Source organism: Cryobacterium sp. M25 (assembly GCF_002929635.1).
Classification (GTDB): Bacteria; Actinomycetota; Actinomycetes; order Actinomycetales; family Microbacteriaceae; genus Cryobacterium; species Cryobacterium sandaracinum.
Genome location: NZ_PJJU01000031.1, coordinates 13,447 through 33,419, shown reverse-complemented (window position 1 = coordinate 33,419; position 19,973 = coordinate 13,447). Strand labels below are relative to the sequence as shown.

Genomic DNA, 19,973 nt, shown 5'->3' with positions numbered 1-19,973 from the left:
GGACAAACCATGATTTCCGCCCCCACCTCTACCCTCAGCACGGCCATCGTCGCCAACCACATCGACCACACCCTCCTCAAGCCCGAGGCCACCGCAGCAGACGTGACCGCACTCATCGCCGAGGCCATCAGGCTCGGCACCTACTCGATCTGTGTCTCCCCGTCGATGCTGCCACTCACGATCCCCGCCGGCTCCGAGCTCAAGGTCGCGGTTGTCTGTGGTTTCCCCAGCGGCAAGCACCACAGCCGCATCAAGGCCGCCGAGGCCGCGCTCGCCATCGAGCAAGGAGCCGACGAGATCGACATGGTCATCGACATCGGTGCCGTCAAGGCCGGCCGGTTCACGGATGTGCAGGCCGACATCGCGGCCGTGCGGGCCTGCGTTCCCGCGCCGAAGGTGCTCAAGGTGATCATCGAATCCGCTGCGCTGACCGATGCCGAGATCGTTGGCGCCTGCCAGGCATCCGTCGCTGTGGGTGCCGACTTCGTGAAGACCTCCACCGGCTTCCACCCCGCTGGCGGGGCGACCGTGCACGCGGTGCGCCTGATGAAGCAGACCGTGGGCGACCGAGCCGAAGTGAAGGCGTCGGGCGGGGTGCGAACCTTTGACGACGCCCTGGCCATGATCGAAGCCGGAGCCACCCGCCTCGGAGTCTCCGGTAGCGCGGCACTGCTCTCCGGTGCGACCACGGCCGAAGCGGTCGGCAGCTACTGAGCATCGGCTGGGCTCGCACATTGCATCGTGTGCGAGCCTGGCGCGCGAGTTCCTACCGGTCGGCCGACACGTCGATCAGCACCTTCCCGACCGCGCCGCTCTCGACCAGGGCGTGGGCATCCGCGGTGTGCGCGAGGTCGAAGCGGTGCAGGGTCAGCCCGGCCTCCTCCCCCACGGCCAGGGCGCCGTCGGCGAGCGCGGCGTTGATGTCCTCGGCCGCCGCCCGGATCACGTCGGCGCCCACCGTGTAGAGCAGCACGAACTGGTAGCGCACGTTGAGGCTGAAGTGCTGGCGCACGTCGAGCGTCACCTGGTCGCCACCGTTGTTGGCATAGACCGCGATCGACCCGCGATTGCGGATGACGGCCAGGTCGAGCCGCGAATTCTGGGCCGGTGCGACCTCGACGATCTGGTCGACGCCGTCGGGCGCGATCGCCCGGATCTGGTCGACGACATCCGGGTCGGTGTAGGTGAGCACGTGCTGCGCGCCGGCAGCCGTGGCGAGCGCCGCTTTCGACGGCCCGCTCACGGTCGTGATGACGGATGCCCCCGCCCACCGGGCGAGCTGGATCGCCGCGTGCCCGACCGCACCTGCTCCGCCGGCCACGAGCACGACCTTGCCGGCGAGCGCCCCCGGGTGCAGCCGCCGCGGACCGTCTTCGGCCACCGTCAGCGCGCGGTACGCCGTGATCGCCGGCACTCCGAGGCTCGCGCCCTGGTCGAAGCTCGCATTGGCGGGCAGCGCGAAGACTCGCTCCGCGGGCAGCACGGCGTGTTCCTGGGCCGTGCCGCTGTTCGCGCGCTGATACGCAGCCAGTGCCAGCCACACCCGGTGCCCCACGCTGACGTGCTGCACGCCGTCTCCGACCGCTTCGACGATTCCGGCGCCGTCCTGCCCGGGCACGACGTCGTCGAACGCGAGCGCCTGGCCCGGTGCCGAGCCGCGGCGCGACTTCCAGTCGGTGGGGTTGACGGCGCTGACCACGATCCGCACCCGCACCTCGCCGGCTTCGGGTTCGGTCACCGGCCGATCGACGAGGTGGAGCACGGACGGGTCACCGGTCTGGTTGTACACAATGGACTTCATGTCAGGGGTAACGCGGGTGGGGGTGGAATGTTTCCCTCTCCTGAGTGGACTCCGACCACTGATCCGATCGTCAAGCGCAATTGCCCTGCCCACCTGCAGCCGTCGAAAGGCCAGCACAAGTGGGCGTGAACCCAAGATGATGACAAGTCATCGTCCTGAGCCCCGGACAGCCTGGTTCTACTCGTTGATGCTTGCCATGTCTCCCCTGACCGGAGAAAAGACGACTCGGTGGGATGCAAGCTCCGTGACCTCAAAACCGGGTGCGAATTCACCGCAGCGGCCATGAAGGTCCGAAAGCTGTCCCATGGTGCGGCTGGCTCCGAACGGGATCGGCGAGATGACGATGGAACCCGGCTCCGCACCCCACGAGACGGAGCCGTCCTCCAAGGGACTGCCAAACACCATCGAGATCTGGTGGAGTAGACCATCCACATACTGCTCTTCACCGATGAGGCGTGCCTTCTCAGCCCGCCCGACTACTGCTCCAACTACCACTGCGGATATCACGGTCAGGGCTGACAAGAGACTCGACGTTGCTCCTGCGCTGAAGACCGAAGTTGTTGCAGCCACGAGGAGCAGTGCGATGGGGGACAGAATGAAGCCCTTGCCGATGGTCCCGTAAGCCGCAAATGCGCCCCACCAAAGTGCCACCGTTTTAGTGATTTTTGCCCCGCCGGAGAAAACTTTCACGGAGGCAACCCCTGCGAAGAGGGTGCACAGCCCTCCGAAAACGATGATCCCAAATGCAGCCGTAGCGCCGGCCCGCCCGTTGGCTGCCCCGAAGAGCGCGGCCCACATCGGTAAAAAGACGATGCAGAGAATGTTCCAGATCTTACGGAACGTGCCTCGTGGCGCGTTCAGCGCAACTGAACTGATCAGGCCGCCAGCAGCCCCTGCCAGGAACGAATTTGTTCTTTCCCCCATTTGAAATTTCCTCTTTCGTGTTCGAAACCGCCTCGATTCTGGCGCTTTGCTCAACGTATCCTGTTTGATCACCGTGAAATTGCTGATCAGACACCCCATAACTGGGCTCATTACCTCGAGCAATCTGCGTTCAAGAATCAATTTCGCGCCCCTGCCAACCAGAGCACTTCCTCTCTGAGCTCGCGGCACAAGGTCCGCTTCGGTGACTCGTGCTGGCTAATCTTGGCTCCTGGCAGACTCACACAAGTCGGGCAACGACACCGTCGAACAAACGTTGGGAGCCGCAAGAACTGTGTGCCCGTCATGTCAGGTCTGGGCGAGAACAGTGAGGAAGTCCGATGTCCGATATTCCCAGCGCGGGTTACGTCCCTGTGAGTGGTGTGGTTTCCGGCTTCTGAGTGTTGCTTCGTCAACGTGAAGAGCCACCGTGGGATGGTCAGTGAGCACCGATCAAAGAACTCACAAAGGACACCACACGATGGCTCTAGACCAGTCTGCCCTGCTCACCCTGCTGGGAGAACTCAAACTCACCGATGTCACCGACCGCATCCGCGTCGCGACCGAAACTCTCTATCAAGAACTGATCGATGCGGAGGCGACCGCGTTCATCGGTGCCGCCCCGTTCGAACGCAACGGAGACCTCACCACCCACCGCAACGGGACTCGATCCCGGACGTTGTCGACCACGGCCGGGGATCTTGATTTGAAGATCCCGAAGCTGCGCGTCGGGTCGTTCTTCCCCGCGCTGCTGGAGCGCCGCCGCCGGGTGGACCAGGCCCTGTTCGCGGTCGTGATGGAGGCCTACGTCCACGGCGTCTCGACCCGCAAAGTCGACGACCTGGTCAAGGCCCTCGGCGCTGACACCGGGATCTCCAAGTCCGAAGTGTCCCGGATCTGCGCCGGCCTCGATGCGGAAGTGGCGGAGTTTCGGGATCGGACCCTCGCCGCACAAGACTTCCCCTACGTGTTCCTCGACGCCACCTACTGCAAAGCGCGCGTCGGGCACCGGATCGTCTCCCAAGCAGTCGTCGTCGCGATCGGCGTGGCCGCCGACGGGCGCCGGGAAGTTCTTGGGTTCGACGTTGGCGACAGTGAAAACGAAGGCTTCTGGACCAGCTTCCTGCGGTCGTTGAAGACTCGAGGTCTGGATGGGGTGAAGCTGGTCATGTCTGACGCTCACACCGGGCTGAAGAAAGCCATCGGGACCGTCTTTCAAGGCGCTGGCTGGCAGAGATGCCGGGTGCACTTCATGCGCAACGTCCTCGCGGTCGTGCCGAAGGGATCGCAGGAGATGGTCGCCTCGATCATCCGCACCATCTTCGCCCAGCCCGACCGCGAACACATCGAGAAGCAGTTCCGCGAGGTCACCACCATGCTCGGCCGCTCGCACCCCAAAGTTGCGGCGATGCTCACCGACGCGCAACCCGACATGCTCGCGTTCGCTGCTTTTCCGCGGCGCCACTGGCGACAGATCTGGTCCACGAATCCGTTGGAACGGGTCAACAAGGAGATCAAACGCCGCACCGACGTCGTCGGCGTCTTCCCCAACGCTGCCGCCCTGCTGCGCCTGGCCGGGTCAGTCCTGATCGAGCAACACGATGAATGGGAAGCTGGCGAACGCCGCTACTTCTCCGAAGCCTCCATGCTCGAGCTGACCACAATGAACAACCCCATCGAAGTCATCGACGAGGCGGTGATTCTCCCCGAACTCGCTGCCGCCTAAACTAAACCAACTGACCCGCACGGTGACGAGGAATTACACCACCCAGCGGGACGTGACCCCAGCGCGCCAATAGTCTTATGGTGCGCGCAGTTGTCACTAGGAGGTGCGCTGCGGGGTTCGAGCTCGAGCTACAGACCGTGGTGATCGACCGATGGCACTGCTGCTCTTGTGCGCCCAACTAGCTCATCCCGATCTATCTAAGAGCGCAACCGACGCTGAGTGTGAGAATCTGAGTTCCTGGCAGGCTCATACCCTGACCAATGAGCGGCGAGACCCCGACAAGGTCCACCCTCCGGCGCGATTACTGAAAAGTGGCGACGTCTCACTCGGTGCGGAGGGGAACCTGCTGAGAGTGGTGGCCCTGGCGTTTTCGCGGGACCGCTCACGGTCGTGATGAAGGATGCCCTCGCCAAACGGGAGAGCTGGATCGCTGAGTGCCCCGCCTGCCAGTGGCACTGGCCGTGCCGTGCCACCCAGGGCACCCTGCGCCCATTGACACGCGATGCGCGTGATGCATCGCGCAAATTTTATTGCGCCGCTGCGCACAAGTCTCTCGCGATACCGACGGGCAGCCCATGATCGCGTCCGCCCATCCCGAGCAACGTGTGGACATTTTGCAAAGCAAACAGCCCCCAGCCTGCACAATTTGTTGTAGCCCCTCGATAGGGTGACTGGTGGGGGCTTCACGATGAGTAGATTTTTTGGAACACCGGCAGGGGTCAGAGTCGGCCAATTCTTCATTGACCGTCGCGAGCTTCACGAAGCATTCGTCCATCGCCCAACTCAGGCCGGCATCAGCGGCACGAAGTTGGAGGGCTCCGACTCGATCGTCATTTCTGGCGGCTACGTCGACGACGAGGACAATGGCGATTACATCATCTACTCCGGTCACGGCGGCAAAGACCCCAACAGCCCGCGTCAATTCGCGGATCAGTCTCCGGATGCCTCAGGCAATGCTGGTCTCATCACGAGCCATGCCAAAGCTCTGCCCGTTCGTGTCGTGCGAGGAAAACACAAGGGTTCTCCGTTTGCACCCCCGGCGGGCTACGTCTATTCGGGGCTCTACTTGGTCACCCAATGGTGGATGGAGTCGGGTCGGGATGGTTTCCAAATCATTCGCTTCCGACTTGAGCGAATCGATGAACAAACCCCGCTGGAGCCGCAGGCGTTGAACCTGCCCGACCCGGAATTTGCCACGACTGTCGTGTCCCGCCGGATTCGAGACTCGCAGCTGGCGCGTGAGGTGAAGAAGCTCTACGACTATGAGTGTCAGGTGTGTGAACAGGCAATCCCGACCTCGAACAGTACGTTCTATGCCGAGGGAGCTCACGTTAGACCGTTGGGGCGACCCCATCTTGGCCATGATGCTCTGAGCAATATCCTGTGTCTCTGCCCGAACCACCACACCCAGTTCGATCTGGGTGGACTCTTTTTAACAGACGAGATGGAGGCCGTTGAAACTCGGACGATGACGCCGATTGCCACCCTTTCCTTCCGCAAACACCACATCGTCGCAGCTTCGAATGCCGTCTACCACCGAACCCTCTGGTTGGGCGCACGTGGTTTGTCGAGCGACATACGTCTGTTGCAGCCGTCAACGTAGGCCACGGATACCGCTGGGACTCCTTCTGGGGGTGGAGTGCCCGCAGCGCTTCGACTGCTGTCGTCTACATTTGGCCTATGGATGTCGTCGAAGACCTTTGTCACCCCCTCTCTCAGCAGATGTGGTCTGTTCACGGCGATCTGGACAATGGGCCAAGCCTGATTTTTCCGTTCAAACGCACCGGCACAGTGCGCGTGAGCGAACAGGAATCCAGAGTCCTGCTCTGCCAGGTTCTCGAGAGTAGCCCGTGGTTCTATTCGGTCGAAACGCCGACTCTCGAGACGTATTCTCAGACCGGTGCCAGCGCGCTAAGCGGGAGAATCGACGTCACGGTTCACGGCACCCGGTCCGCTGTTGATCGCGTTCTTAACGTCGAGTTGAAGGCAGGTCTACCCTCGCTCGAGAGCCTTCATATTGATTTCGAGAAGCTCGTCCCTGAGGCGGTTGATGGCTTGTGGTTCCACACTCTGGAGCGCACGAACAGCGCCAATCTGCAGGTCTTGCTTGGACGCATGCGACAGGCAATCGACTCGGTCGGCGAGGAAGGCCTCGCGGCTGGACACACGCTCAGCCTGGCTCTCTGTCTTCTCGACAAGAGAGTCTTACTCTCCGCCAACATCCTGCTGGGTGTTGATCTGGAATCCCAATTGGGCGCGCTTTTCGGTGTTGATGGTGCTGCATGGCGCGTCTTCGGGCCGGGAACGGACGCCTACACGGCCGTCGCTGTTCCTGTCCGCGCGCCTCTACGCCAAAAATTGAGCACCGACGGTTTACCGATCGAGACGAAGGTACGGGAAAAGTTCCTCTTCTATTGCCCTCAGATCACCTCGACTGCCAGCAGCTTTCTACATATCTACTCTCCGACCGAGACCATTGACGTGCGCAATGAACGCATCTCTGTCCAAGAGACAGAAGCCTGGGCCGGGGTGATCGCTGCTCACAATCGCCGCCTAGGAATCGGGAGCTAGCCGTCGCACATCGAGCCTGGAGACTTCAGACCGTCCACCACATTCCATCTCCGTCGGCTCTGACCGGGAGGCCGAACGTCGTTGAGTACAGGCTAGGGCTCTCGGTGTGAATGGGAACGACCCAGTCCGGGGCGATGTCAACAGCTTCGGGGGAATCGGTTGCGCCCTTGTCGCGCTCAGCAGAGACCCACTCACGGTAGACCACCGGTGAGGAAGGCGACCAGCGCGGCAGACACCGGCTGCCACGCCGTGAGGAACACGGCAGACAGTGTCACGAAGCCGAGCATTTTCCACAGCGCTCTCCGCGTCCGCGCGGAGCGCACCTCTGAGCGAAGCACCATGAAACGCTGCATCGGGTTCTTGGTTGGAGGGAACAGTGCCGGCGGCCACGTTGCAGGGTCGTCAATGATCGCGGAAAGCCGCTCCAGTTCGACCGCCGCGAGGACCTCAGGACGCTTCAGCAGCCAGCGTCGCAGGCCGGTATCAACGACGACCTTCAGCTGCTCCGGTTTGGTCTTGATCGTCAGCGTCTGAGGGCTCACCAGGGCCAGCACCGGTTGCGCGGCCGGGAGCAGGGGCATCCGTTCTCGCAGCAGCTTCGTGACCCGGCCGGCCTCGTATTCGGAGTTGCGAACGTAGGGCTGTTTCTGTCCGGAAACCATGATGGTGCGCCCGCCGACCCAGACGCGTTTACCTGCGTGGTGCTTGGTGTTGATCGTGAAGACTCCACCGGGGCCGATGACGATGTGGTCGATGTCCGCGCCCTTCTTCCCGATTGGGAGAGCGTGGAAGGATGTCCACTCGGCGGGCAGGGTCGCGAGGACCTGACCGACGGCGATCTCGCCCAGGGCGCCCAGGTACCAACTGACGCTCTCTTCGCTGAGCGGCGAATGCCCGAAGAACCGACCGAAGGCCGACCGGGCCGGCGTGTCGGCGTGCTGCCGCAGCAGTTCCTCGATGGCCGACTGGGCCGCGAACTGCTGCCTCATCGATGGCGCCTCAATAGTCATGAATCCCCCCGTTTCCCCAGGTCGAATCTATCGGGCGGGGCTCGCTGACTACAGCCCCAGAACGGGCACGCCGCTCTTGCCCGTTGTGTCGTCGAGGACCGCGATCCCGAATGTCGGTGGCCCCTGAGTCCCTGAACTGCTTCCGACCGGGAGCGTCACGGCCTGGAGGCACCCGATGACCACCCACACCGAAACCGCGCTATTCCGCCCGATCGACAACTCGGCGACGTCACCCGTGATCCTGCACGCACCGCACGGCGGGCGTGCCATTCCGGCGGAGCACCTGCACTCCTATGTCATCTCACCGGCCGAGTTGGAGGCCGAGAAAGACGTCATGACCGACCACTTCACCGACGAACTCGTCGCCGCCATCACGGGCGCGAGCGCGGTCATCAACGGGCTCTCCCGGTTCGCGGTCGACGTGGAGCGGTTCCCCGACGAAACCGAGGAGATGAACGCGGTCGGCATGGGCGTGCTCTACACCCACGGCTCCCGGAGCCAGGAGATCCGGCGGGTGCCCGTCGACGACGAGAAGCTCCTGATGGACTACTTCGCCACCTACTCGGCCCGGTTCACCGAGCTCACGGACGCAACGCCGGCCGTGCACGGGCGAGCCGTGATCTTCGACGTTCATTCCTACCCGGAGGCCCTGCTGTCGGATGAGCTGCACGGCGGCGGCTACCGGGCGCCGCTCTGCGTCGGGTCGGAGCCGTTCCACGCATCCGTCGACCTTCTGGCCACGGTTGACGGATGCTTCCCTGACCTCGACGCGCACGCCAATGCGCCGTTCGCGGGCTCGTACGTGCCGCTCAAGCACTACCGCAGTGATGCACGCGTGAGTTCGGTGATGCTCGAGATTCGCCGGGACGTCTACCTGGACGAGGCCACGGTGACTCGGAAACCGGAGGGGTTCGCGTCACTTCAGAGGTCATTGCAGCGGCTGATTGATCAGGTTCGTTACGGCTAAAACGACGCGGACGGTCACTACCGGAACGTACGCGCTCTCCCACGGTCGCGCGCAAACCATCGAGTTGCCACGACGCGCCTTCGTCAATCCCGGGCAAGCCCTGTGGCGAGTAGCGCTTGATAGCGCTTGATGGTAGCGGTAGTCCAGACACCTGGTAGCGGCGGTCGGGCATCCGTTTGCATCGAAACGGCGCTGGTTAGAACGGGGCCTCATCGGGCAGCGGCGGCCGGGCGGGTCTCGGCGGCCCGGCGCCGGCCCGAGACGCACCCGAGGGTGCACCCGGAGTGGCGATCGGGGTGGCCGGTTCCGTCACGAATGGGCGTCCGGTCGGTGAGTGCCAGGTGAGGATGCCGCCTGGCTCTTGTTTCACCGTCCACCCGGTTTCCGTCTTCAACGCATGGCAGCCCGGACAGAGATGGGCAAGGTTGTCGTGGGCGGTGTGGCCGAGGTCTTGCCATTCATGGGTATGGTCGAGGTCGGCGCCGCGCGCGGGCTGGTTGCAACCGGCGAAGCGGCAGGTTTCGTCGCGCAGGCGGAGGAACCGCCGGAGCTCTTTCGTCACCTTGTAGCGTGTGCGGCCGACCGAAAGCACGACCCCGGTTTCGGGATGAACCAGGATGCGCGTGAAGCTCGGTGCTCGCGAGGCCAGGTCGCGGGCGGTGTCGGGGTCAATCGGCCCGTAGCCCTCGAGGTAGCCGGGTTCTTCGCTGTGGCCGAGGAGGGTCATCACCGGGACCGTGATCTGGACCGTGGCACGGATGCCCGTGCCGATTCCCGACGGAGTCACCCCGTCGATCAGCAGGTCGGTCATCACGTCGGTGCGCACCTGGGTTAGGGAACGCGGCTCCCCCGGCCCCTGCAGGCTGCGCGCGGCGTCGTTCGCCCGGGCGAAGATGGCGTGCACGACGTCGGCGCTCGTGGTCAGGCTCAGCGTCGCCATTCCGTCGGGTTCCGCCTGCACCCAGGAGGTGCGTTCCGCGAAGGACTTCTCCCGCCGGGCGGTGATGGACTCCGGGTGCAGGCGCTCGCGGAGCACGCGGGCCTTGTGCTTGAGCTTGGCCGCCGTCAGAGCGCGCGCGGCCGGCAGCAGCGCCTCCTCGAAATCGGGCAGCGCCGCGGCGGGCACCGAGAGGGCCTGCCCGATGATCACCTGGGCGTGTCGGTAGCTGATCTCGCCGGCTTGCAGCGCCGCCCGGGTGCCGGGGAGGTTTTCGGCCAGGGCCCGGGACTCGGCGATCAGACCCTCGGCAGTGGGTGCGGGAATACGCAGGGTGCAGGCCAGTTCGCTCGAGAATTCGCGCCGGGCGATCTCGTCGGGGTCCCACCGGGAGCTCGTGTTGCGGGAAGCGCTCGCGGCCGTGGCTTCGCTGAACCTGCGGGCGTCATCGATCAGGTCGGCCCGCTGTGCGAAGCCCCGCGCGAGGCTGCGGTCGACGGCGGCTATCGCGTCGAAACGCGAGCCGAGCTGGGCCTGCGAGGTGCTGACTGAGGTGGTCATAGCAGTCACGTTACGGGGTGCCACTGACATTCGACGGCCGTGGCACGGGAGTGTGAATAAGCTGGTCAAAGTGGTTTTGTGGAGGAGTAGTCGGGGGTGTGCGGTGAGGGCCGAGGGGCAGCCCGACCTCCCGTACTGGGGGTCCTGTGCGGCACCGGAAGTCACTGGCCCGCTCCCCCATCCGCGATGCTGTAACCGGGGGACTTGCACGACGCTCGTCTTGGAGATCAACCCTGGAGGAGCATCCGCATGTCTGAGCAGTCGCATCCGCGAGTCGGCGTCTATCTCGACTTCGACAACATCGTCATCTCGCGGTACAACCAGTTGCACGGCGACGGCGCCTTCGGCCGGGACAAGGTGCGCGGCCGCGTGTCGATTCAGCCCGCGACCGAGGTCGCCACGCGCATCCAGCAGGCCCTGGTCGACGTCGGGGCGATCCTGGACTATGCGGCGATCATCGGGCCGATCGCGGTCAGTCGCGCCTACGCCGATTGGTCGGCGCCGGTCAATGCGCGCTACCGGAGGCAACTGGTCGATCGTGCCGTCAACCTCACCCAACTGTTCCCGGCCGTGTCGACGCTGAAGAACGGTGCCGACATCGCTCTGACCATCGACGTGATGGAACACCTGTTCCGCCTGGACGATCTCACCCACATCGTGATCGTCGCCGGCGACTCCGACTACATCCCGCTCGTGCAGCGCTGCAAGCAGCTGGGCCGGGTCGTGATCGGCATCGGGGTGTCCGGCTCAACGAGCAGCGCGCTGGCCGCGGCCTGCGACACGTTCGCGGACTACGATTCGCTGCCCGGGGTCATGCGCGTGATGCCCGTCACTCCGGTGCCGTCGGTGGTGACGGCATCCGTCGCCCAATCCCAACCCGCAACCCAGAAAACGGCGCCGAAGAAGCCCCCGGTCGCCAAGATCGTCGCCACGAGCAAGGCTCAGACGCTGACGGATGCGACGCCTCGGCAGACCGCGCCATCCGCCGGCCCCGCTGTGCCGCCAGTCGATCTCGATCTCAGCCCCAGGGCCAAGAAAGCGGCGACGGCGCTGCTGCTGCGGGCGATGGAACACCTCGCCGCGAACCACCTGGAGTGGCAGCATGCCGCCACGCTGAAGAGCACGATGCGACGGTTGGACCCGACGTTTCAGGAACGCGCGCTGGGCTTCAATCAGTTCTCGGACTTCCTCAAGTCCAGGCATCAGACGGTCGAGTTCCAGCAGGCGAGCCCCACCGCCCCGATCCTGCTGAAGGTGCGGTAGCGGCCGGCTGATCTAGGGTGGCCCGCCGGTCGAGCAGGCTGAAACGGATGCCTACCCGCCCAGCCCACAGCATCCGTCGCTACACGGGGGCGAACGTTGCCGCCAGCTCGGCCGGGGCAGCGAGCCGCACGATGACGGGCGTTGCGTTGCCCAGGTTGTCCGAGACCGGGCAGCGAAGTCCGGCCAGGCGGAGCACCTCGTCGCGTTCCGCCGTGCTGGAGTCCCAGTCGAACGCGGCGATGAGCTCGATGCCCTCGAATCCCGCTCGGTTCTCGGACAGCTTGCGCGAACCAATTCGACGGAGATTTTGCCTGAAACGCCCGAAAATGGGCCTCCCAGGCACTTTTTCATGAGAATCTCCGTCGAATTCGTTCCGGGCTTGGCGAAGGAACGGCAGCGGGAGCGGACGGGGGCGGGCGGGACCGGACGGGAGCGGACGGGAGGGAGCGGGCGGGAGCGGGCGGGGCACTAGCGGGGAGCGGGTGCTACTCCGCGCACCACACCCCGGCCTGCATCGTCGCCGTGACGCATAGGCCCGCGTCGAGAACGATCAGGTCGGCGCGGAGGCCGGCGGCGAGCCGACCGCGGTCCGGGAGGCCGATCATGTCGGCCGGGTTCTGGGTGGCCGCCCGCACCGCGACGGCCAACGGCACTCCGGCGGTGTGCACGGCGTAGCCCACGGCTTCGCTCAGGGTGAGCACGCTGCCGGCGATCGTGCCGTCGGCCAGGCGCGCCACGCCGTCAGCGACGCTCACGTCGAGGCCGCCGAGCTTGTAGGCGCCTTCGTCCGCGCCGGCGGCGGCCATGGCATCCGTGACGAAGACGGGCCGCGACGGGCTTTCGATGATGAACCGCACGACGGCCGGGTGCAGGTGCACGCCGTCGGCGATGAGCTCGGCGAAGACGTTCGGGTCTTCAAGCAAGGCGAGAGCCGGGCCGGGCTCACGCTGGTGAATCTGCCGCATCGCGTTGAATACGTGCGTGCCGGCCGTGGCCCCCGCCGCGATCGCCTGCCGCGTCAGGTCGTAGTTCGCGTCGGTGTGCCCGATCGCGGCCACGGCCCCGTGGCCCGCGATCTGCGTCACGGCCGCTAGCCCTCCCTCCAGTTCAGGCGCGATGGTGACCATGCGCACGGTGCCCCGCCCCACCCGCATCAACCGGTCGACGGTCTCAGTATCAGGCTCGCGCAACAAGCTCTCGTCGTGGGCCCCGCGGTGAGCCGGACTCAGCCACGGGCCCTCCAGGTGGATGCCGGCCAGCATTCCCCGTTCGACCAGCCCGGCCAGGGCTGCCACGGTGCGCTCGACTTCGTCGAGGGGACCGGTGACGAGACTGGCCATCATCGTGGTCGTGCCGTGGGCCCGGTGGGTCGCGGTGATCCGCGCCACGGCTGCGTCGGTGTCGGCGTCGTTGAAGCTGCTGCCGCCGCCGCCGTGCGTGTGGATGTCGACGTAGCCGGGCGCCAGGGTGCTCTGCTCGAAGACGTGGTCAGGAGGGCGGGGCGGCTCCCCCGCGCCGCAGGCCACGATCAGCCCCGCACGGATGTCCACCCACCCCGGCGTGTGCACCGCATCGGGTGCGATCACGGCCCGGGCAGCGAGGAGCATCGAGTCGACCGGGATGGGTGCGGGCGGGGTCATGAGGGTGTCTCCAGGAGTCAGCGAGTTGCAGGAACGGGGGTCAGGGTCGAGTCAGGGAGTGCTGCGTCAGATCCCCTGCCAGGCGTGCTTATTGGCCCAGGCGTACTTGTAGTAGGCGAGGTTCTCGAGCCGGGAGGCGGCGGCCTCGTCGACGATGACCGTCACATGCGGGTGCAGCTGGATGACGGATCCCGGCTTGCTCGACGTGATCGGTCCCTCGACGGCGGCGGCGATGGCATCCGCTTTCTCCTCGCCGAAGGCCAGCAGAATGAGGTGCCGGGCCCGCAGAATGGTGCCCAGACCCTGCGTCATGCAGTGGATCGGCACGTCGTCGGGGGATGCGAAGAACCGCGCGTTGTCGACGCGGGTCTTCTCGGCGAGGGTCTTGATGCGCGTGATCGACGCGAACGACGACCCCGGCTCGTTGAACCCGACGTGCCCGGTGCGGCCGATGCCGAGAATCTGCACGTCGATGCCGCCGGCGGCGCGAATGGCTGCCTCGTAGTCGACGCCCGCGGTCTCGATCGTGGCCAGGTCGCCGTTCGGCACCTGGATGTTCCCGGGCGTGAGGCCGATCGGCACGACGGCGTCGCGGGTGATCACGGAGCGGTAGCTTTCCGGGTGGTCGGCGGGCAGGCCGACGTATTCGTCCAGTGCGAAGCCGCGCACCCGGGAGACGTCCATCGGGTTCTCCGCCAGGGAGGCGGCGAGCGCCGCATAGACCGAGAGCGGGGTCGAGCCGGTGGCCAGACCCAGCACCGCGTCGGGCTTCTGGGTGATCAGTGCGCGAATGGATGCCGCCGCGAGCGTTCCCGCCGCGGCCTTACTGTCAACAAAAACTACTTCAGCCATTTTTCGTACTCCAGATTCTGGATTGTGTGGACTAGACCGACGTCGAGGAGGCGGAGTCCGGCGCACTGGCGTCGGGCACCTCGTCGTCGCCGCGGCCGGGGGTCTTCAGATTCCACTTGCGGATCACGAAGCGGAACAGGAAGTAATAGATCGCGCCATATGCCAGCCCGATCGGGATGAGCAGGAGCGGTTTCTCGGCGAGGCCGAAGTTGAGCACGTAATCGAACAGACCCGCGCTGAAGCTGAAACCGTCGCGGATGCCCAGTGCGTTCACCAGGGCCATCGACGTTCCGGTGAGGAACGCGTGGATGACGAAGAGGGGGAACGCCACGAACATGAACGAGAACTCGAGGGGCTCGGTGACGCCGGTGAGCATGGCGGTGAGGGCGCCGGAGAGCATGATGCCGCCGACGATCTTCTTTTGGGACGGCTTCGCCTCATGCCAGATGGCCAGGGCGCCAGCGGGCAGGGCGAACATCATGATCGGGAAGAACCCGGTCATGAAGGTTCCGGCGGTGGGGTCGCCGGCGAAGAACCGCGCGATGTCGCCGCTGGCGCCGTTGTAGTCGCCGATCACAAACCACACCACGGAGTTGAGGATGTGGTGCAGCCCCACGGGGATGAGCAGCCGGTTGGTGGTGCCGTACAGGAAGCCGCCCCAGATGTCGTTGGAGGTGACGACATCGCCGAAGGCAGTCAATCCGCCGGCGAAGGCCGGGTAGACGAAGCTGAGTAGAACACCGAGTGCGAGCGCCACCACGGCGGTGATGATCGGGACGAAGCGTCGGCCACCGAAGAAGGCGAGGTAGCTGGGCAAGGAGATGCGGTGATATTTCTGCCAGAGCACCGCAGAGACGATACCCATCAGGATGCCGCCGAGCACGCTGTAATCGACGAGCACCTGGGGGTCACCCTTGGCCGGCAGCCCCAGTACCAGAGGCGACATCGCCTCACCGACCTTGGAGAAGACGAGATAGCCGACCACGGCCGCGAGGGCGGTCGAGCCGTCGGACTTCTTCGCGAAGCCGATCGCGACGCCGACCGCGAAGAGCAACGGGAGGGCCCCGAACAGCGCCCCGCCCGCCGACGCGATGACGGCTCCGCCCGTTTCGAAGCCCGGAATGGCGCCGAGCAGGTCAGGCTGACCGATGCGGAGAAGCAGCCCGGCGGCAGGCAACGCCGCGATGGGCAACATAAGGCTGCGGCCGACTCGCTGAGCCTGGCCCAGGCCCGGTATTTTTCGTCGCGTCCCGGCGTCTTCGGTGATGCTGGACATGAATTCCTCCTGTGATGGGTGTGGTGTGTGGGGCCCGGCCTCATGCCGGGTCGGAGATCAGAGCTGGTGCCGGAGATTCAGGGTCATGTGAATCTGGTAGCGATCACCGCGGTACCAGGACGTGACGTACTCGATGGCGGCTGACCCCGCCGATGAGGTGCGACGGAAGACGATGAGCGGCGCCCCCGCGGTGACGCCCAGCGTCTCCGCGAGTTGGGGACCGGCGGCATCCGCCCAGACCGCCTGCTCGGCGTTGTCGATGCGCAGGCCGTATTTGGTCGCGAACGTCGCGTACAGGGAGCGGGTGAGGTCTTGCTCGCCAAGATTCGGCAGCAGCTCCGCCGGATAGTAGCCGCGTTCGAGGGCCATCGGGGTGCCGCCGGCCAGCCGGAGCCGTTCGACGACCTGCACCCGGGCGCCCGCGCCCAGACCGAGTGCCGCCCGCACATCGAGCGGTGCCTCGATCAGCGCGGTGGCCAGCAGGAGTGTTGCCGGAACAAGGCCGCGGCGGCGCATGTCCTCGGTGAAGGAGGCCAGGTGCAGATCGCTCTGCACGCGCTCGCCCGCCACGAAGGTGCCCTTGCCCTGGATGCGGTAGAGCAGACCGTCCTCGACCAGCTGACGGATGGCCTCCCGCACGGTCGACCGGCTGACGCCGTATTTCGCCATCAGCTTGCGCTCGGGCGGAATCGCGGCGTGTGGAGCCAGGGTCTCCTCGACCAGATCCTGCAGGATCGAGCGCAGCTGCGTTTGCTTGGACACCGGCCCGGCTGCGAGCATTGAGCTCTCCTCCTGGGTCTGGCTCATGGCGTTGCCTTTCACTTGTTGATCGGTTCGGTCGGCGTCGAGCCCGAGTGGTGTAGTACCACTTCCGCTGAGTGGTCCGTACTGGTACGATCCAATAGTTAGATCATGAAGGCAGGGCACCCCACTTGTCAACACCGAGTGCGGCCCGGGCCTTCGATCGAATCGCAGTCGATGAGCCCGTCGCAGTGCCCACCACAGAAGGAACAGAAGATGACTAGCAAAGCCGCGCAGATCCTGGCCGCCCTCGGCGGAAAAACCAACATTGTCGAAATCGAGGCGTGCATCACTCGCCTGCGCACCGAGGTGACCGACCCCGCGGCCGTGAACGAGGCGGCGCTCAAGGCCGCCGGAGCGCACGGTGTCTTCCGTTCCGGCACCATTGTGCAGGTCGTCGTGGGCCCCGAAGCCGACAACCTGGCCGAGGACATCGAGGATCTGCTATGAGCCCGGCCGCACCCGTGAGCGCCTCCGTGGTCGCCCCCGTGATCGTCCTTTCCCCTGTGCCCGGCCGCGCTGTGGCGCTCGCCGAGGTGCCCGACCCCACCTTCGCCCAGGCCATCGTGGGCCCGGGCGCCGCGATCGACCCGCCCCGCGGCGTGGTCGACGCCATCGCCCCGATCAGCGGCACGCTGCTCAAGGTATTCCCGCACGCCTACGTGATCGTCTCCCCCGACGGTCTGGGTGTGCTTGTGCATTTGGGGATCGACACCGTCGAACTGCACGGCGAGGGCTTCACCCTGCGCGCACAGCAGGGCGACCACGTCTCTGCCGGCGACATCATCGTCACCTGGGACGTGTCGGCCATCGAGGCCACCGGACGCAACCCGATCGTGCCCGTGATCATCCTCGAACAGAAGGCGGAGAACATCACGCTGGCGGATGCCGTCACGGCCGGCGCCCAGCTCGAGTCGGGCGACACCTTCCTGACCGTCACGCGCTGAGCGCCCACCGCTGACCGTCGACCGCGGACGCATCCGCCGGGGGATTCATGGCGCTGGTGCTGGTGCTGGTACTGGTGCTGGTGCTGGTGCTGGTACTCGTGCTCATCGTGCTGCCGCTTGCGGCTCGCCTGCGGCCAGGTCGGAGGTTACGCGGGAGGCCGCGTCGCCGATCTCGGAGAGCAGCACCGTCAGGCGCCGCCGGCACCCGTTTCCGGACGGTCGTCGCCGACCTCTTCCTGCGCCATCGCCCGAGCCGAAGCCTCGGGCACCCACATCACGTCGCCGTGCTCGGCGTTGGCTCCCCGGGCCAGCACGAACATCAGGGACGACAGCCGGTTCAGGTACCGCGCGGTGAGCGGGTCGACGGAGGTCGGGTGCAGGTCGATGGCAACCCACACCGCTCGCTCGGCACGGCGCACGACGCCACGCGCCTGGTAGAGCAGTGCGGCTGCGACCGTTCCGCCGGGGAGCACGAAGCCGCTCAGGTCGGCGGCCTGCTGCGCAAAGTGATCGACGGCACGCTCGAGCCGGGCAAGGTGCGACTCGCGGATGCGTGCCGGCGCCGGCTCGGGGTCGTCGAGGGGCACGGACAGGTCGGCCACCAAATCGTACAGGTCGTTCTGCACGCTGGCGAGCGTACTGGTCACCTCGATGGGCAGGCCACCGGCAGCCATGGCAAAGCTGACGGCCGCGTTGGCCTCGTCGCAGGCTTCGTAGGCGGCGACACGCACGTCGGTCTTGGCCACGTCGCCGTGCCGGCCGAAGGTGGTGCGGCCGGAATCGCCCTTGCCGGTGTAGAGGGCCGGTTGGGCCGGTTCGAATTCTCCGAGGTCAGCCATAGCGGCCACTATAGTAATCGCCGCGCCATCCGCGTAGCGTTTAGGCGAGCCGCAAGCAGTTTTCTTCTCGCACCTTTGGCGGCAGTGACGTGACGGGAACTGTCCGATCGACGGGTGTTCGATCACCGAGGAGCGATATGTCCAAGGAATCAGCAGATGGCATCGAGTCGGAACTCGGGGACGCGGTCAGTGAACCGCACCGAGAGGGCCTGGGCACCATCGACAAAACGGTTTTCGGCGTTTCCGCCGGCATCATCGTGGTGATCTGTCTGGTCGGGGTGCTGTTCACCGAGGCCGTGGGTGACGTTTCGGCATCCGTTCTCAGCTGGGTAACCGGCAACCTCGGCTGGTTGTTCATTCTCGGGGCGTCGGGCTTCGTCATCTTCTCGTTGGTGCTGGCCTTCGGGAGGTACGGCAGCATTCCGCTCTCCCGCGACGGGCAGAGCACCGAGTTCTCGACGGTCTCCTGGGTGTCCATGATGTTCAGTGCAGGCATGGGGATCGGGCTGATGTTCTTCGGCGTGTACGAGCCGGTCACCCACCTGGCGACGCCGCCGCCGTTCGTCGACGCGGCGGCGAACAGCCCGGAGGCTGCCAACGCGGCCATGGCGTACACCTTCTTCCACTGGGGTCTGCATCCGTGGGCGATCTATTCGGTGGTCGGCTTGGCCCTGGCCTACTCCACCTACCGGATGGGCCGCGGCAACCTGATGAGCGCTCCGTTTCAGGCCCTGTTCGGCAAGGAACGGATCGAGGGCAAGGGCTGGGGCAAGCCGATCGACATCCTGGCGATCATCTGCACCCAGTTCGGTTCGGCGACGTCGCTCGGGCTGGGCGCACTGCAGATCGCGGCCGGTGTCTCACTGCTTCGTTCCGGGCAATTCGAGGAGGAACCCGGAACGGTCGTGCCGATCATCATTATCTGCGTGCTGACCGTGGGGGTCGTGTTCTCCGCGGCGAGCGGGGTGGCGAAAGGCATCAAGTGGTTGAGCAACACCAATATGGTGCTGTCGGCCCTACTCGTCGTGTTCGTCTTTGTGGTCGGCCCGACCGTCTTCATCCTGAACCTGTTGCCGTCGTCGATCGGCGTCTATCTGGCCGATCTCGTACCGATGAGCTTCCACTCGGCGGTGTTCGGCGGCGAGGAGTGGCTGGCGAGCTGGACGATCTTCTACTGGGCGTGGTGGATCTCCTGGACCCCGTTCGTAGGCACCTTCATCGCCCGGATCTCCCGCGGCCGCACCATACGTGAGTTCATTCTCGGCGTGCTTCTGGTGCCGACGGGGGTCAGCATCCTGTGGTTCGTCGTCTTTGGCGGCATGGGGTTGAACCTGCAGCTGAACGGTGTCGACATCGCCGGCACCGGCAGTGCGGCGGCCGGCTTCTTCGCGGCGTTGCAGCAGTATCCGTTCTTCATCGGCTCGGCTCTCGTAGTGATGGTGCTCACCGCCGTGTTCTTCGTCAGCGGGGCGGATGCGGGCGCTCTCGTGCTCGGGACGCTGTCGAGTCGCGGTCGTAAGGAGCCCTGGAAGCCGCTGGTGATCCTCTGGGCGATCCTCACCGGCGCCGTCGCTGCGGTTCTGCTGTTCGTGGGCGGGCTGGGTGCCCTGCAGACGTTCACCATCCTGGCGGCGACCCCGTTCGTTCTGATCATCATCGGGCTGTGCGTGTCGCTCTATGTGGATCTGCGTCGTGACCCGTTGCGCAAGCGCACCGTCGGGCCGGTGCGCACCTCCTCGGAGGCGCTCAGCGCGGTCCCGTTCACGAATGCGACCGCGGAGAGCATCGACCTGGGCGTGCAGCCGGATGCCGCGTCTCCCCTCGACCCGGATGGCCATCGACCCTGAGACCGGCTTGTTTT

Annotated in this window: 19 protein-coding genes; 9 read left to right on the top strand and 10 right to left on the bottom strand. The window is 65.5% G+C overall.

From position 1 onward, the window contains the following. Window positions 1–9 precede the first annotated feature (9 nt). On the top strand, window positions 10–714 hold the full coding sequence (gene deoC / locus CXY81_RS02055; RefSeq protein WP_104193810.1) for a deoxyribose-phosphate aldolase: 705 nt from the start codon (window positions 10–12) through the stop codon (window positions 712–714). A gap of 52 nt (window positions 715–766) precedes the next feature. Here the strand turns inward: deoC and CXY81_RS02050 are convergent, their stop codons facing one another. Together CXY81_RS02050 and CXY81_RS02045 are read right to left on the bottom strand one after the other, a co-directional pair. Next, entirely contained in the window at window positions 767–1,801 is a 1,035-nt protein-coding gene (locus CXY81_RS02050) for an NADPH:quinone reductase (protein ID WP_104193809.1), read from the bottom strand. Window positions 1,802–1,978: 177 nt separating this feature from the next. Next, a complete protein-coding gene (locus CXY81_RS02045; protein ID WP_146067585.1) occupies window positions 1,979–2,866 on the bottom strand; it encodes a hypothetical protein in 888 nt (295 codons plus the stop codon). Between the two features lie 337 nt (window positions 2,867–3,203). Here CXY81_RS02045 and CXY81_RS02040 point away from each other — a divergent pair, with 337 nt between their 5' ends. From CXY81_RS02040 to CXY81_RS02030, 3 genes are all read left to right on the top strand, one after another. Beyond that, complete coding sequence (locus CXY81_RS02040) at window positions 3,204–4,448, top strand: IS256 family transposase (protein ID WP_104193807.1); 1,245 nt, start codon at window positions 3,204–3,206, stop codon at window positions 4,446–4,448. Between the two features lie 688 nt (window positions 4,449–5,136). After that, on the top strand, window positions 5,137–6,051 hold the full coding sequence (locus CXY81_RS02035; RefSeq protein ID WP_104193806.1) for a YDG/SRA domain-containing protein: 915 nt from the start codon (window positions 5,137–5,139) through the stop codon (window positions 6,049–6,051). A 77-nt stretch (window positions 6,052–6,128) separates the two neighbouring features. After that, window positions 6,129–7,019, top strand: a complete 891-nt coding sequence (locus tag CXY81_RS02030) for a hypothetical protein (RefSeq protein WP_104193805.1) — start codon at window positions 6,129–6,131, stop codon at window positions 7,017–7,019. 191 nt (window positions 7,020–7,210) lie between these two features. On the opposite strand, the gene CXY81_RS02025 is transcribed toward CXY81_RS02030, so the two are convergent. Continuing rightward, on the bottom strand, window positions 7,211–8,029 hold the full coding sequence (locus CXY81_RS02025) for a nuclease-related domain-containing protein (RefSeq protein ID WP_104193804.1): 819 nt from the start codon (window positions 8,027–8,029) through the stop codon (window positions 7,211–7,213). A gap of 175 nt (window positions 8,030–8,204) precedes the next feature. Here CXY81_RS02025 and CXY81_RS02020 point away from each other — a divergent pair, with 175 nt between their 5' ends. Continuing rightward, window positions 8,205–8,996: an N-formylglutamate amidohydrolase gene (locus CXY81_RS02020; protein ID WP_104193803.1), complete on the top strand. Its 792-nt coding sequence runs from the start codon at window positions 8,205–8,207 to the stop codon at window positions 8,994–8,996. 196 nt (window positions 8,997–9,192) lie between these two features. On the opposite strand, the gene CXY81_RS02015 is transcribed toward CXY81_RS02020, so the two are convergent. After that, window positions 9,193–10,494, bottom strand: coding sequence for an HNH endonuclease signature motif containing protein (locus CXY81_RS02015; RefSeq protein ID WP_158251976.1), 1,302 nt, complete (start codon window positions 10,492–10,494; stop codon window positions 9,193–9,195). Window positions 10,495–10,743: 249 nt separating this feature from the next. On the opposite strand from CXY81_RS02015, the gene CXY81_RS02010 reads away from it, so the two are divergent. Next, window positions 10,744–11,757, top strand: a complete 1,014-nt coding sequence (locus tag CXY81_RS02010; protein ID WP_104193801.1) for an NYN domain-containing protein — start codon at window positions 10,744–10,746, stop codon at window positions 11,755–11,757. Window positions 11,758–11,836: 79 nt separating this feature from the next. Here the strand turns inward: CXY81_RS02010 and CXY81_RS02005 are convergent, their stop codons facing one another. The 5 genes from CXY81_RS02005 to CXY81_RS17280 all read right to left on the bottom strand — a co-directional run bounded on the left by CXY81_RS02005 (window position 11,837) and on the right by CXY81_RS17280 (window position 16,332). Beyond that, window positions 11,837–12,100 carry a hypothetical protein gene (locus tag CXY81_RS02005; RefSeq protein WP_104193800.1) on the bottom strand — a complete coding sequence of 88 codons (264 nt, stop codon included), beginning with the start codon at window positions 12,098–12,100 and terminating at the stop codon, window positions 11,837–11,839. 142 nt (window positions 12,101–12,242) lie between these two features. Continuing rightward, window positions 12,243–13,397: an N-acetylglucosamine-6-phosphate deacetylase gene (nagA, locus tag CXY81_RS02000; RefSeq protein WP_233193926.1), complete on the bottom strand. Its 1,155-nt coding sequence runs from the start codon at window positions 13,395–13,397 to the stop codon at window positions 12,243–12,245. Window positions 13,398–13,463: 66 nt separating this feature from the next. Continuing rightward, the gene (locus CXY81_RS01995; RefSeq protein WP_104171483.1) at window positions 13,464–14,249 is read right to left on the bottom strand and encodes a glucosamine-6-phosphate deaminase; all 786 of its coding nucleotides are present in this window, start codon (window positions 14,247–14,249) and stop codon (window positions 13,464–13,466) included. A gap of 31 nt (window positions 14,250–14,280) precedes the next feature. Beyond that, window positions 14,281–15,525 (bottom strand): PTS transporter subunit EIIC, encoded by a 1,245-nt coding sequence (locus CXY81_RS01990; protein WP_104171484.1) that lies wholly within the window; start codon window positions 15,523–15,525, stop codon window positions 14,281–14,283. A gap of 57 nt (window positions 15,526–15,582) precedes the next feature. After that, window positions 15,583–16,332, bottom strand: a complete 750-nt coding sequence (locus tag CXY81_RS17280; protein ID WP_104193819.1) for a GntR family transcriptional regulator — start codon at window positions 16,330–16,332, stop codon at window positions 15,583–15,585. A gap of 171 nt (window positions 16,333–16,503) precedes the next feature. Here CXY81_RS17280 and CXY81_RS01980 point away from each other — a divergent pair, with 171 nt between their 5' ends. Then, window positions 16,504–16,776, top strand: coding sequence for a glucose PTS transporter subunit EIIB (locus CXY81_RS01980; protein ID WP_255408595.1), 273 nt, complete (start codon window positions 16,504–16,506; stop codon window positions 16,774–16,776). After that, window positions 16,773–17,273, top strand: a complete 501-nt coding sequence (locus CXY81_RS01975) for a PTS glucose transporter subunit IIA (RefSeq protein WP_104171486.1) — start codon at window positions 16,773–16,775, stop codon at window positions 17,271–17,273. The genes CXY81_RS01980 and CXY81_RS01975 overlap by 4 nt, the downstream gene beginning before the upstream one ends. Window positions 17,274–17,461: 188 nt before the next feature. On the opposite strand, the gene CXY81_RS01970 is transcribed toward CXY81_RS01975, so the two are convergent. Next, entirely contained in the window at window positions 17,462–18,112 is a 651-nt protein-coding gene (locus CXY81_RS01970; RefSeq protein ID WP_104171487.1) for a cob(I)yrinic acid a,c-diamide adenosyltransferase, read from the bottom strand. 137 nt (window positions 18,113–18,249) lie between these two features. Here CXY81_RS01970 and CXY81_RS01965 point away from each other — a divergent pair, with 137 nt between their 5' ends. Further along, on the top strand, window positions 18,250–19,959 hold the full coding sequence (locus CXY81_RS01965; protein WP_104193799.1) for a BCCT family transporter: 1,710 nt from the start codon (window positions 18,250–18,252) through the stop codon (window positions 19,957–19,959). The last annotated feature ends 14 nt before the right edge of the window (window positions 19,960–19,973 follow it).